Source organism: Bacillus sp. F9_6S_D1_P_5 (assembly GCF_054823925.1).
Map to the genome: position 1 here is coordinate 44,777 of NZ_JBTREW010000024.1, position 13,158 is coordinate 57,934.

Genomic DNA, 13,158 nt, shown 5'->3' on the forward strand with positions numbered 1-13,158 from the left:
CTGTATGCGTTATTTCAAAGAAATGAAAAAAGAGCTGATTCAAAACGTATTTGAATCAGCTCTTTTTTATAATTTAAGCCTCTAAATTTTGTCTTTGTTGCATTTCAAACTGCTTTTCACTTCTTCTGGCCATAAATAGATAACATAATACAGCACCAATTTCACAAAGAGCGATTACAACCCCCATCGGTAATGCGGTGTTACTTCCCCCAATACCTACTAACGGTGCAACAAGTGCTCCTGAGATGAACTGTAATAATCCTAATAAGGCCGATGCTGTTCCTGCAGCTTGTTTCTGATTTCTCATCGCTAACGAGAACCCAGTCGTTGAGACAACCCCGACACTTGATACGACAAGGAATAATGAGCATAAAACACCAATTAAACCTATTCCGAGCACGATTGTCAGTAATAAAGATAGGCCACCAACAGCTGCGATAATAATACCAGCAACAAATAATGTCTTCTCATTCACTTTCCCTGCTAAACGACCTGTTACCTGACTAGCAATGATAATACCGATACCGTTGATTGCAAAGAATAAACTAAATTGCTGTGGCGACGCTCCGTATATGTTCTGCAACACAAATGGTGAGCCTGAAATGTACGCAAACATTGCCGCCGTTACTAGCCCTTGTGACAATGCATATCCCATAAACAGACGATCCTTTAACAGCTTTCCGTACGTCGCCAATGTTCCTGACAATCCACCCGTTTCTCTCTCTTCGGGAGGTAATGTTTCACGTAATACGAAAGTAGCTGATATTAACATGAATACACTAATTGCTCCAAGAACGATGAAGACACCGCGCCATGTTGTAAATTGTAACAATTGTCCTCCAATAATCGGTGCCAAAATAGGCGCTGCTCCGTTTACTAACATAAGCAGTGAGAAAAACTTCGTCATTTCAGAACCTGAATACATGTCACGTACCATCGCACGTGATATAACAATCCCAGCCGATCCTGAAGCCCCTTGTAAGAAGCGCAATAACACTAAACTCCAAATAGAAGGTGCAATAGCACAAAGTAAAGAAGAAGCAACATAAATAATAAGAGCAATAATAAGAGGTTTGCGCCTTCCATAAATATCACTAATTGAACCGACAAATAATTGCCCTACTGAAAGCCCAAGTAAACAAGCTGTTAATGTTAGTTGCGCTAGGGATGCACCTGTCTGTAAATCATCCGTTAATTTCGGTAACGAAGGCAAATACATATCGATAGATAACGGCCCAATTGCCGTAAGTGTCCCTAGTACAAGAATCATCCATAACCTATTTGTCTTTACAGGTTTATATATTTCTTGATTAACTCCATTCACTTTTTCTGTTCACCCTTTCCTATACATAATGAATCGTAACAATTATAGTTACAACATAAACATACGTCAAGTATAGCGCATTTTCCTGTTTTATACTGTAAAAAAAAGCGATAGAATTTCTATCGCTTTACTTTTTCAAATTGCTATTTGCAAATTTAGATACGGAAGACATCGCCTCTCCTGTATCTAAATATGTGATTTGAATTGGATCTCCCACTTCTGTAAACATAGCATATGGGAATTTTTTCACAGGTATCATAAATACTTTTTGTTCATTCTCTAACAGTACGTACACAATTGTATTTTCACCTGATTTTTCTTTATATACACGTTTTACAACGCCTTCTTTTTGTGCCTCTTTACCACTTGAAGTCGGTCTAAATGAATCTCCACTTCCGCTCAGCGCATTTTTATAATTCTCAAGCGCTTCTTTTTGCGTCGAACCTGTTGCAAATATTTTCGCGTTAGAAGCATAGATAACTGTATGAGCACGTACTAAACCTCCGTCATCAATAACAGGTACAATCCAAGAAGGTTTACCGTACACGTTATAAATAACCGGCATCGTTCCATGCCATTTCTCTCTCTTAAAGGAATTATCCACTACTTCCGAAGCAGCTGAACCGTCCATAATTCCCTTTACTTCTTTTCCGTTATAGTAATACAACTTACCTGTACGCGCATCAATAAGCGAGTAACCTAACGCAGAATCTACTCCTTCTTTCGGGGAGGTGAAATCAGTAAAGTAATATAACGTTCCATCCTTACCGAAGATTGGTGTAACTCCTTCTTTCGTTCCCCACTCAGTCGGGATCTTCATATCAGTTTGTGAGAATTTTGTATTCCAAAATCCGTGAATATATTTACCGAAATACGTATTTAATGTAGATGCAGTCTCGTGATTTAATACGCCATCAACAAATTTAGGTGCCTTTCCTTTGTCGTATCTTTTCACTTCACCTGTTTGTGCGTCTACTACTACAACGCCCTCTACTTCAAATCCAGATCTTCCTGAAATAAATTCACCATACGTCATTGTATAATAAGGTTTCCCTTTATCATCTACTTCAAATTTAGGTTTCCCTTTAAAGATTAGATTTGGTTCTGCTTTCCTTACAACACGCTCTAAATTATTCCCGAAAAACATGCTTGGCACATATTTCATTTTATAACCAAGGTGCAGTTTCGCTTCCGCATCCGGGTTCGTACCTGACATCGTTACGTATCCTGGAATTGTCTCTGCTTTACGTGCTTTAAAAAATCCTGAAACTTCAATTGGTGCTACATATAAAGCCTCGCCATTTACCATTTGTGGCGTTAATTCTCCTAGTTCAAAATAAGCTACTTTCGGAATATCTCCAAATACTTTTTTCATCTTATTTTCCGCTGTCTTTGGCGGCACTGTAAACGGCTGATCATTTTCAGTAAATGGCTCTGAAATATCTTTCTCTACCTTTACAACAGAATCATATTTTTTTTGCGTGATTACTATATCGTGCAAATAACCAAAATAGCCGTAACTTGCTAGTAAAACAAACATTAGAAGCCCTTTTAACGTACCTTCTAATTTCCCTATTTGATTTTGTGAAAATAAAACAAGCCCAATTAAAACTGCTACTGCAACGGCATAATGAGTAAGAATCGAATCTGCTCGATCATCAATTAGCCAAAGATATTCATAGATTGCAATACCTATCCAAAATAAAACAGGAATAACTAAAATGGATGATTTCTTACCCTTTACAACCTTCTCATCCCCTTTCTTATCCACTGCTCGAAGTTTACTACCGCTTCTTGTCCATGGAATCAAAAACAAAGTGAGAATAGCTAAAATTAAAAATTTCATCAAAGGCAATGTCCCCTTTTCTTTTATTTTCCCTTTTAGTATAACAAATAAAGGGTATTCAGGTAAAAATGGGGATGATTATATTTTTTTACTACTTAATACAACTCCGCTTACCACATATAAGATAGATGCAATATAAAAAATCGTACCAATCGTAAAGAAATCTACTAAATATCCTGTTGCAATAATTGCTACTGCTCCTCCAATCGATGTCCACACATGATATTTCCCAATCTCATAACCAGCATTTTCTTGCACAACCTTTCGTGCTAACGACGTCTTCTCTGTATTACGCTGCACAGCACCTAAAACCCCCATTACAATTTGAAGAATATACACATGCCAGACTTCCGTGGCAATCGGGAAACAAAGCATTAATACTGCCATGGACCAAGCATATATAATTAATAATTTCCGATCACCTACTCTATCGGACACCTTTCCTACTACCGGATACACAAGTGCTGAAGTTAAAGCGAATAAGCCATACGCCCAGCCAAATTGCGAGAAGCTATTCCCAACGTTGCGAAGCAATAGTATATAAAAAGGAAATACCATACTTCCCGCCATCATAATTATGCTTTGTGACGCTACAAATCTTCTATATGTCATTTCGTATACTCCCTATAAAATAAATTCACAAATCTCTCTTTTGGATCCGCTTCTTTTTTCTTCTGAAGAAATTCTTCTATACGAGGATATGCCCTTTTTAACTGCTCCTTCGTTGGGTAAGAATAATACGGTAAATAATAACTACCATTATGCTTTAAAGTAACATCAATCATCTTCTGAATGACCACTTTTGTTTTCTTTATTTCATCCTCTGAGCGTCCTTGATTAATTAAAAGAACCAGTGCAAACATATCATCTTTCGCATAAGATAGTACCGCATTTTCATTCTTTTCTACATAACGAATGGTAATGTTAAGAAGATTTAATTCCTCTTCACTCAAAACATTTCGCAAGTCATCTATATATACTGCAAAACTGTCTATCGGTACGAAATACTCCTGTAAAACCTCGGTTAAATTTGGGTTATCATATTCCATAAAGGCACTATCCGATCTCATTACATTATTTCGCGTTTCGTACTTACCATTTGTACGTTCAAAATAACTTCTTTGTATATCCCAAAATGTACCTTTTCCCCAATCACTATAGCGTGATAAACCGAGTAAAAACTTTGGCGCAGCTATAATATTTTCTTCTTTTAATTTACTGTACTCTCTCAACTTCTGCTGATCTTTTGCTAATACATAATCTGTCACATACATTTCTTTTAAAAATGAATGTGGGGCAACAGAAATACGTGCTAAATGCATACGTATATCCTCATCCCTCCGCACTTTATTCTTAAAATATGAAGAGTATTCCTTATAATCTAGTACCTTCGTATGCGTTTCATACAATTCATCGTTTGTTAACTTTAGCGTCACATCTAAAATCACGCCAAACAATCCGTATCCCCCAATTACATACGGAAACAAATCAGCATTCTCTTCTCTACTTACATTACGCACCGTACCATCTGCCGTTAACAATCTAAATGACTCTACTGTATCAATTAATGCTTCATGACGAATGTCACGTCCATGTACATTTACACTTAATGAACCACCAACAGTAAAAATATTTTGCGACTGCATTACTTGAACCGCAAGACCATACGGATTGATTTTCTTTTGAATGTCATTCCATGTGACACCGCTTTGTACCCTAATCCTCTTCTTCTCCGGATTAAACTCTAATATTTCATTATATCCTTTCATATCAAGCATCGTACCGTTCGGATAATACGTCTGTCCGCCTTGGCTATGTTGCATACCTGCGATAGAAATTTTCTCCCCAGAAACATTTGCATCTTGCACAACCTGTTTTAATGAAATTTCATCTTCAGCACTTTCAACACGTTTTATTTTCGTCGGGAGTAACTTTCCTACATCGCTCATAATCGGATGATTTAATTGCTCTTTATATGTATTTACAGATGTCGCAAGCAACACTGTATAAGCCATCATAACCACCGCTATCTTTCTTTTTTTCAAATGACACTCTCCTCTTCTACATCTTTTCCTCTTCATATTGTACCTATTTTCCTATGAAGAAAGTATACAAAAAAGAGGGCACCTTATTTTAGGTCCCCTCATCAAAACTGTTACTTTGCTGCTGGCAATTGTATTGGGTCAAACTTTTCGTACGACGTATACTTTGCGTTCGTAATAATGTGTGCTTTATCCTTGCCATTACTACTCATAATCATGTCTATCTTTGCTGATTCATATTTAAAATCTTTTGTAATGATATATTCTGCATCCACTTCTTCTATTTTCGCATTTTGTGCTTGTAACATTTTCTTCTGCGTTTCATCCATGCTAGTTAACATACTTTCTGTTTCTTTCCCTTTTAATGTAAATTTCAGTTTATATTTATCTCCGCTTTTCTCCATCTTCATTTTATCTAAAACTACTTCCGGTACTTCTAATTTATCTATAATATCTTGAGTCGCTTTCATTCCACCAGCGTTTAATTGCTCCTCTGGTACGGTTATAACTTCTCCTGTATTAGGATTTTTCACCTCACCAGCAACTTTACCATCCACAGTATACACTACAACATCTGTACCGGAAATATTCATTTCAGAACGAGAATTCTTTGTCTTTGGCTCTAATTGCATCTTAGCCTTTAATATATCCATCTCTGTTCCCTCAGCTTTTACCCCTACACCATATGTCATCGTTACATGCTCTTCATTTTTAAAAGCTTCGTTCGTTTTCTTGAAAACATCCTTCGCTGCTAATTCCTTTTCTTTTTGAACTGATTCTTTTTTCGGTTCATCCATCTTTGCTGTTTTCTCATTACTACACCCTGCCCCTAGACTGATTGCAAGTACTAAACTTGAAACAAAAATAATTTTTTTCATAATGTCGCCCCCTTTCCAAAAATAATATCACCTCTTTTCCTATGAAATCTATATAATTTTTAATCTATATTCTCTATATAGCGACATGTTTAATGAAGATTTTAAATATGATATAAATAACAACAACTCATTTCAGGAGGTCATTATGAAAGCAATTATTTGCACAAAGTATGGACCACCTAACGTTCTTCAGCTTCAAAATATAGAGAAACCTACGCCTAAAAAGAACGAAGTATTAGTTAAAATTCACGCAACAAGTGTATCGACTGGAGATTGTAGAATACGCGGTTTTAATAGTCCCCTCTTATTTTGGATTCCTATGCGGATCATATTAGGTTTCAGAAAACCGAGAAACCCTATACTTGGTGTAGAATTAGCTGGAGAAATTGAGGAAATTGGAACAGATGTAACTCAATTTAAAAAAGGTGATCCTATTTTTGCATTAACAGAACTAAACCTCGGCGGTTACGCCGAGTACACATGCGTACATGAAAGTGGATTAATAACATTAAAACCTACCAATGTGACGTATGAAGAAGCGGCAGTTATTCCTTTTGGTGGAACTTCAGCATTGCATTTCCTGAGAAAGGGCCTTATAAAAAAAGGGCAACAAGTGCTCATATATGGTGCCTCAGGATCGGTAGGAACAGCTGCTGTACAACTTGCTAAATATTTCGGTGCGACCGTTACGGCTGTTTGTAGTAATTCAAATTTTGAACTCGTTCAATCTTTAGGAGCTGATAAAGTAATTGATTATACGAAAGAAGATTTTACTAAGAGGCGCGAGCGCTACGATATTATATTTGATGCAGTTGGGAAGTATAAAAAATCCCTTTGTACAAATACATTAACACCCAATGGAAAATATGTATCTGTTAATGGAATGATGGCAAAGGTAAGTAAAGAGGATATGATTCTACTAAAAGAACTAACTGAAACAGAACATTTAAAACCTGTTATTGATAGAACTTACCGATTAGAAGAAATTTCTGAAGCGCATATGTATGTGGAAAAGGGACATAAAAAAGGTAACGTTTCGATTACCTTAAAATAAAATATATTCAGAAAATAACATTGACAATTCTTTTTGTAAGATTTACTATTAGTACCATATTAAAAAACTACATACACATACTCTTATCAAGAGTGGCGGAGGGACTGGCCCGATGATGCCCGGCAACCGAGCTTATGACGTATAAGCTAAGGTGCTAATTCCTGCAAAACGAGTTTTCGTTTTGGAAGATAAGAGAGGATCCTATTTTGTCTATTCGGCACCTCTCTTATTTTTGAGAGGTGCTTTTTATTTTGGAACGTATATGAAGGGGGAACTATAGATGAAAAAAGTATTATTGAGCATTGTAAGTGGAGCGGTATTATTGTTAGGTGCATGTGGTGCTAATTCCGATAAAGAGGTAAAAACGTTAGATGAGAAAAAGATTACTGTCGGCGTAACGGGTGGACCGCATGAACAAATTTTTGAAAAGGTGAAAGAAGTGGCAGCGAAAGACGGACTCGAAATTGATGTAAAAGTATTTAATGATTATGTAGCACCAAACGTATCTTTAGATGAAAAAAGCCTCGATGTAAATAGCTATCAAACGAAATCATATTTAGACGTATTTAAAGCTGAACGCAATATGAAATTAACTGAAGTATTTTCAACAGTAACATTCCCTATGGGCGTATATTCTAAAAGCTTAAAAGATGTAAAAGACTTAAAAGAGGGCGATGCGATTGCTGTGCCAAATGATCCAACGAATGAACTTCGAGCTTTAAAGCTATTTGAAAAAGCAGGTGTTTTAAAAGTGGATCCAAAGGCTACAGAAAAAGCGACTGCGAAAGATGTAATTGAAAATCCGAAAAATTTAAAGATTGTTGAATTAGAGGCATCTCAATTACCGACACAACTAAGTGAAGTGAAAGCAGCTGCAATTAATACAAACTTTGCATTAGGTGCAAAATTAAGCCCTGCGAAAGATTCTATCTTCCGTGAAGGAAAAGATTCACCATATGTGAACTGGGTCGTTGTTCGTACTGAAAATAAAGATGATGCCGTTGTAAATAAATTAAAGAAAGCTTATCAATCTAAAGAAGTAAAAGAATTTATCGAGAAAAAATTTGATGGTTCTGTTTTACCGTCTTGGTAGGAGCTGACGATAATGATTGAATTAAAAAATGTATCCAAAGTATTTACAACAAAAAAGGGGAATGTGGAAGCTCTTAAACCTACTTCCCTCCAAGTAAAAAGGGGCGAAGTATTTGGAATCATTGGATATAGCGGCGCTGGTAAAAGTACATTAATTCGATGTGTAAATTTATTAGAAAAACCAACGACAGGAAATATCATTGTCAACGATCAAGACTTAACAACTTTATCAGCAAAGGAACTTGCAAAAGCGCGACAAAAAATCGGGATGATTTTTCAAGGATTCAATTTACTTAAAACTGTTACCGTTTATGAAAATATTGCATTACCGTTACGCCTTGCTGGCATTCCAAAAACGGAGATCGAAAAAAGAGTAGAAAAATATTTACGCATTGTCGACCTTTTCAACCGAAAAGATGCCTATCCGAGTGAACTTTCTGGTGGTCAGAAACAACGTGTTGCCATTGCACGTGCACTATCCCATGAACCAGAAGTGTTATTAAGCGACGAAGCAACGAGCGCTTTAGACCCAGAAACAACGGAATCTATTCTTGATCTATTATTAAAGATTAATGAAGAAATTGGGATCACAATTTTATTAATTACACATGAAATGAATGTCATCCAGCGTATATGTGACCGAGTTGCTGTCATGGAACATGGAGCAGTAGTTGAAAGCGGGACTGTGAAGGATATATTCACAAACCCACAACATGCAACAACGAAAAAATTCGTAAATAGTGCATTTGCAGCGAAGATTCCTGAAGACGTACAGAAAGAGCTACAAAGAACCGGAGAAATCGTAACACTTTCATTTATAGGAACTTCTCCTGGCGAACCAGCGTTAGCTATCGCTACAAAACGTTTTCAAGTGTATCCGAATATTTTATCCGGTAATATTACACAGTTAAAACATGAAGCATATGGGAAACTGATCATTCATATGCAAGGTGAAAAAACTGAAGTAGACCGTGCTTTATCATTTTTACAAGAGCAAGGGATCATCGTAGAAGGAGGTAGAACAGATTATGGGAAACAAGTCCTTTTTGGATGAATGGGGTAAAGTCATATGGGAAGCAACCATTCAAACATTTCAAATGACATCTATTTCACTATTCATCTCTATCCTTATTGCACTACCACTTGGCGTCACACTTGTTTTAATGAGACCTGGTGGGCAGCACGAAAATAAAATCATTTATCCAATTCTGGATACAATTATTAATATCATTCGCTCTCTTCCGTTTATCATTCTACTATTCTTTATTTTACCTTTTACAAAGTTTCTAATGGGAACATCGATTGGTGTGCAAGGTGTCATCGTACCACTTGTCGTATTCACGGCCCCTTATATTGCAAGGTTAATGGAAACGGCTTTATTAGAAGTGGATCGTGGTGTTATTGAAGCTTATCAAGCGATGGGCATTTCTACTATAAAAATCATTTGGCACGTTATGGTGAAAGAAGCTCGTCCCTCCCTTGTACTTGGGTTAACAATCGCAACAATCGGCTTAATTGGCGCAACAGCAATGGCTGGACTTGTAGGTGCTGGCGGTCTTGGTGATTTAGCATATCGATTTGGGCATTTACGATACGAACCGGAAGTAATGTATGCAACCGTCTTTATTTTAATTATCCTCGTTCAAGGGTTACAGTCTTTAGGTAACGGTGTTGCACGAAGATTGAAAAAGGATTAAAAAAGAAGGTATCTCACCCTAGTGAGATACCTTCTTTTTATCTTTTAAACCCACCTTCAGAATGAATAACTTGTCCCGTAATCCATTCTGCTTCTTCACTTACTAAAAACTTAATGAGTCTTGCTGCATCCTTCGGCTCACCAATTCTACCAAAAGGAAACATCGGCTTTAATCCTTGCTTTATCTCCTCAGTCATCCACCCTGTACTAGTTGGGCCTGGATTAATTGCATTCACTGTTATTCCTAGGTGAGCTACCTCAGCTGACAACGTACTCGTAAGGGCGTCAATTGCTCCCTTCGTTGTTGCATACGCTAGTTCTCCTGCCATAGGTCCTTGAAATTGTCCCGACGTCATGTTCACAATTCTACCACCAGATTTCTTATCAAACCCTCGGGCAAATTGACTACTTAACAATGTAGTCGCGCGAATATTTACCATGTAGTGCTTATCTAATTCTTCAGCAGTCAAATTAGAGAAGTCATTATTCGTAGAATATGCTGCATTATTAATTAATATATGAGGGTAGCCCAGTTGTTCAGTAACTTTATTTATAAGCTCTTTCGGCGCATCATTCTGAGTTAAATCTAACTCCATACTTGATACTTTAACACCGTTTTTTAGTAACTCTTCTTTTAATTGTATTTGTTCACTTTGCTCAACGCCCCAAGGCATCTCTTTATCGTACGCTGTCCAATACGTAAAAAATATATCGTATCCTGCTTCAGCTAATTCTTTACAAATCGCTGCACCTATACCATCTAGACGACTTACCCCTGTCACAACTGCTATTTTATTTTTCAAGTGATTCATCATATACTCCTCCAATTTAAAGGACGCATACTTTATATAAGAGATATGAATTTCCCTATACATTATCCTTACAAAAGGGATGTACAAGCCAAATATGCAGTCCTTGAATGATTTACAGATAACTAAATAAACCCTCACTTATGAGAGAAAAATTTATCTATCTAGTTTCTAATCATTACAAGCTCATCCACATATTAAGTCCTTGTCCCCTTTCCATATATCTCTATTTCTATCATACCAATATGATGAAATATTTCAAATGATAAAAAAATAAAAGTCAATATTCCATGCCGACCTTCTACTAATTTTAATATATTACAATAACTAAATAATTAAAATAATTCGAAAAACACTGGTAAATACTGGCTCTATTTTTTATAATAAAATGTGGGGCTAATGTGAGAGTCTAGTTTTACACAAATAGGGGGAAGAAACATGTCAAAAAAATTACTTTCTTTATTTTCTACAGTAATCGTAGCAGCGTTTGTAATAACCGGCTGTGGTCAAAGCGATACGACAAATAAAGAACAAAAAGAAAATACAACAAAAGAAAGCAAAGCAGAAAAAACGGATACAAAGAAAGAAAATAAACCGGAAGAAAAAAAATCCGAAGATAAAAAAATTGAAGAGAAAAAGCCTGAAAATACAGCTACTAGCTCAAGCGATTACTCTAAGCTGATTTCCTATATGGAAAAAGAAACAGGTGGTAAAACAAAAGTCCTTTTTGAAAATAAGGAACCACAAGTTTATAAAGCTGAGGATGTTTCAGTATCAATGAACAGTTATACAGTAGTTGAATTAAATGGATTCCATACAAACTTCGATATTCCGTTTAATCGTCAAACAGAGGGCGGAGTTATTCTTGTGAACTACAGCGTAAAAAATAGTTCAGCTAAAGATATTTATTATATGCCAGCATTGGACATGTCATTTACTGGTGCGCAGAAAACATATAGTAACTATAAAGACTTAATTCCAAAAGAAGACCAGCTCCCAACTAAGCTAGCTCCAACGAATGATTACTTAGTAAAAGCAGGAGAAACTATTTCTGGTTATATCGCTTATCCATTCGGAAAAGATGATTTAGCGAAAATTTCAAGTCTCTCAACAGTCTCAGTCACAGTCCCAACTGCACAAGCGAATAAAGGAAAATTCGATGCTCCAATCGGAAGTCCTGGAAGCTTTTCATTAAGTTTAAACAAACAAGGTGCTGAAAAGGTTGCAACAAATAACACTTTCTACCAAGATAAAGCTACAGCTAATAACATGGGCGATAAAAAAATGTTAAAAGAGAAATCAAGCATTAATAACAGCCAAGAATTAGGCGCTGTTAACATTACATTAGACGGATATCAATTTACTCAATTCACACCAAATTCCGTCGAAGCTCCACGCTTTGCAAATTTCAAAAATGGAATTGTTCTATTAACAGTGAAATTCAAACTTGATAACAAAGATACTCAAGATGTTTCACTATCTCCTATAAGCTCTACATTGAGAGTGAATGATGGTACACAATATACGATTAATGAAGGTATGCTACTAAATTACGACTATAACGCTGCAGTTAAAACTGGAACATCTGGAGAGTTACTACAAGTCTATATATTAGATCAAGAGCAGTATGAAAAGATTTGGAAAGACAAAAGCTTTGAGATTGAGTTAGGACCTATGAGAAATAAAGAAGCAAAAGATATTTCACAAGGTAAAAAAGCTAAATTTGCATTACCTAAATAAATTACTAAATATATAATAGAAAGGGCATATAACATATGATTGTTATATGCCCTTTTTATTTGTATAAAAACACCATTTTTGTTCACACTTTATCCATTGTGAATCTTTTCACAATGGATATATAATAAACATGTAAATAAAATATTGGAGGGATTTCAATGGTTATCAATTTTTTAAGGACTGATAAACGTGCTGCTTTCATATTATTATTTTTACGATTTTACATAGGATATGCATGGCTCGCTGCTGGGATAGGTAAAGTTTTCGGACAATCTTTTGATGCAAGTGGTTTTCTAAAGGGCGCTATCGCTCAAGCGTCAGGTGACCACCCTGCCGTACAAAGTTGGTGGGCAGATTTCCTTCAACACTTTGTTCTTCCAAACGCAGACCTATTTAGCTTTTTAGTTCAATGGGGAGAAATTTTAGTAGGTCTAGGTTTAATTTTAGGCGGATTAACAAAAACTGCTGCATTCTTTGGAATTATAATGAATCTTTCATTTTTACTAAGTGGAACTGTTAGTGTAAACCCAAACCTGCTTATTTTAACTATGTTCATTTTAGTTGCAGGTCATAACGCTGGACGCATTGGATTAGATGGCTATGTTTTCCCTAAACTTTTCCGTAAAAACAACCATGAAACATATAAATTAAGTAAAACTGCGTAGTAACAGTTTACT

General features: G+C 36.1%; 12 protein-coding genes and 1 riboswitch. Of the genes, 6 read left to right on the forward strand and 6 right to left on the reverse strand.

The genetic code is table 11. From position 1 onward, the window contains the following. Positions 1-73: 73 nt before the first annotated feature. The 5 genes from ACUXEY_RS23410 to ACUXEY_RS23430 all read right to left on the reverse strand — a co-directional run bounded on the left by ACUXEY_RS23410 (position 74) and on the right by ACUXEY_RS23430 (position 6,090). Positions 74-1,324: a multidrug effflux MFS transporter gene (locus ACUXEY_RS23410; protein WP_429607323.1), complete on the reverse strand. Its 1,251-nt coding sequence runs from the start codon at positions 1,322-1,324 to the stop codon at positions 74-76. A gap of 127 nt (positions 1,325-1,451) precedes the next feature. Beyond that, entirely contained in the window at positions 1,452-3,170 is a 1,719-nt protein-coding gene (locus ACUXEY_RS23415; protein ID WP_461301728.1) for a DUF3981 domain-containing protein, read from the reverse strand. 78 nt (positions 3,171-3,248) lie between these two features. After that, positions 3,249-3,782 carry an MFS transporter gene (locus ACUXEY_RS23420; protein ID WP_078419377.1) on the reverse strand — a complete coding sequence of 178 codons (534 nt, stop codon included), beginning with the start codon at positions 3,780-3,782 and terminating at the stop codon, positions 3,249-3,251. Then, a complete protein-coding gene (locus tag ACUXEY_RS23425; protein WP_461301720.1) occupies positions 3,779-5,215 on the reverse strand; it encodes an FAD-binding protein in 1,437 nt (478 codons plus the stop codon). The genes ACUXEY_RS23420 and ACUXEY_RS23425 overlap by 4 nt, the downstream gene beginning before the upstream one ends. 110 nt (positions 5,216-5,325) lie before the next feature. Next, positions 5,326-6,090: a DUF6612 family protein gene (locus ACUXEY_RS23430; RefSeq protein ID WP_429601077.1), complete on the reverse strand. Its 765-nt coding sequence runs from the start codon at positions 6,088-6,090 to the stop codon at positions 5,326-5,328. 145 nt (positions 6,091-6,235) lie between these two features. Here ACUXEY_RS23430 and ACUXEY_RS23435 point away from each other — a divergent pair, with 145 nt between their 5' ends. The 4 genes from ACUXEY_RS23435 to ACUXEY_RS23450 all read left to right on the forward strand — a co-directional run bounded on the left by ACUXEY_RS23435 (position 6,236) and on the right by ACUXEY_RS23450 (position 9,933). Further along, entirely contained in the window at positions 6,236-7,144 is a 909-nt protein-coding gene (locus tag ACUXEY_RS23435; RefSeq protein WP_166705199.1) for an NAD(P)-dependent alcohol dehydrogenase, read from the forward strand. A gap of 80 nt (positions 7,145-7,224) precedes the next feature. Further along, positions 7,225-7,339, forward strand: a riboswitch (SAM riboswitch). Positions 7,340-7,424: 85 nt separating this feature from the next. Beyond that, positions 7,425-8,237 carry a MetQ/NlpA family ABC transporter substrate-binding protein gene (locus ACUXEY_RS23440; RefSeq protein WP_048528651.1) on the forward strand — a complete coding sequence of 271 codons (813 nt, stop codon included), beginning with the start codon at positions 7,425-7,427 and terminating at the stop codon, positions 8,235-8,237. Positions 8,238-8,249: 12 nt separating this feature from the next. Next, positions 8,250-9,290, forward strand: coding sequence for a methionine ABC transporter ATP-binding protein (locus ACUXEY_RS23445; protein ID WP_461301721.1), 1,041 nt, complete (start codon positions 8,250-8,252; stop codon positions 9,288-9,290). Next, positions 9,265-9,933: a methionine ABC transporter permease gene (locus ACUXEY_RS23450; RefSeq protein WP_461301722.1), complete on the forward strand. Its 669-nt coding sequence runs from the start codon at positions 9,265-9,267 to the stop codon at positions 9,931-9,933. Before ACUXEY_RS23445 ends, ACUXEY_RS23450 begins: the two co-directional genes overlap by 26 nt. A 37-nt stretch (positions 9,934-9,970) precedes the next feature. Here the strand turns inward: ACUXEY_RS23450 and ACUXEY_RS23455 are convergent, their stop codons facing one another. Then, positions 9,971-10,747, reverse strand: a complete 777-nt coding sequence (locus ACUXEY_RS23455) for an SDR family oxidoreductase (RefSeq protein WP_429601074.1) — start codon at positions 10,745-10,747, stop codon at positions 9,971-9,973. A gap of 432 nt (positions 10,748-11,179) precedes the next feature. Between ACUXEY_RS23455 and ACUXEY_RS23460 the strand changes: the two genes are divergently transcribed. Together ACUXEY_RS23460 and ACUXEY_RS23465 are read left to right on the forward strand one after the other, a co-directional pair. Continuing rightward, on the forward strand, positions 11,180-12,481 hold the full coding sequence (locus ACUXEY_RS23460) for a DUF5068 domain-containing protein (protein WP_461301723.1): 1,302 nt from the start codon (positions 11,180-11,182) through the stop codon (positions 12,479-12,481). Between the two features lie 158 nt (positions 12,482-12,639). Further along, the gene (locus ACUXEY_RS23465) at positions 12,640-13,146 is read left to right on the forward strand and encodes a DoxX family membrane protein (protein ID WP_000236336.1); all 507 of its coding nucleotides are present in this window, start codon (positions 12,640-12,642) and stop codon (positions 13,144-13,146) included. The last annotated feature ends 12 nt before the right edge of the window (positions 13,147-13,158 follow it).

What these genes read in the sequence shown, in the direction of transcription:
- ACUXEY_RS23415 (WP_461301728.1), bottom strand. Translation starts at nt 3,170, where the DNA reads ATGAAATTTTTAATTTTAGCTATTCTCACTTTGTTTTTGATTCCATGG.
- ACUXEY_RS23420 (WP_078419377.1), bottom strand. Translation starts at nt 3,782, where the DNA reads ATGACATATAGAAGATTTGTAGCGTCACAAAGCATAATTATGATGGCG.
- ACUXEY_RS23430 (WP_429601077.1), bottom strand. Translation starts at nt 6,090, where the DNA reads ATGAAAAAAATTATTTTTGTTTCAAGTTTAGTACTTGCAATCAGTCTA.
- ACUXEY_RS23435 (WP_166705199.1), top strand. Translation starts at nt 6,236, where the DNA reads ATGAAAGCAATTATTTGCACAAAGTATGGACCACCTAACGTTCTTCAG.
- ACUXEY_RS23440 (WP_048528651.1), top strand. Translation starts at nt 7,425, where the DNA reads ATGAAAAAAGTATTATTGAGCATTGTAAGTGGAGCGGTATTATTGTTA.
- ACUXEY_RS23445 (WP_461301721.1), top strand. Translation starts at nt 8,250, where the DNA reads ATGATTGAATTAAAAAATGTATCCAAAGTATTTACAACAAAAAAGGGG.
- ACUXEY_RS23450 (WP_461301722.1), top strand. Translation starts at nt 9,265, where the DNA reads ATGGGAAACAAGTCCTTTTTGGATGAATGGGGTAAAGTCATATGGGAA.
- ACUXEY_RS23455 (WP_429601074.1), bottom strand. Translation starts at nt 10,747, where the DNA reads ATGATGAATCACTTGAAAAATAAAATAGCAGTTGTGACAGGGGTAAGT.
- ACUXEY_RS23460 (WP_461301723.1), top strand. Translation starts at nt 11,180, where the DNA reads ATGTCAAAAAAATTACTTTCTTTATTTTCTACAGTAATCGTAGCAGCG.
- ACUXEY_RS23465 (WP_000236336.1), top strand. Translation starts at nt 12,640, where the DNA reads ATGGTTATCAATTTTTTAAGGACTGATAAACGTGCTGCTTTCATATTA.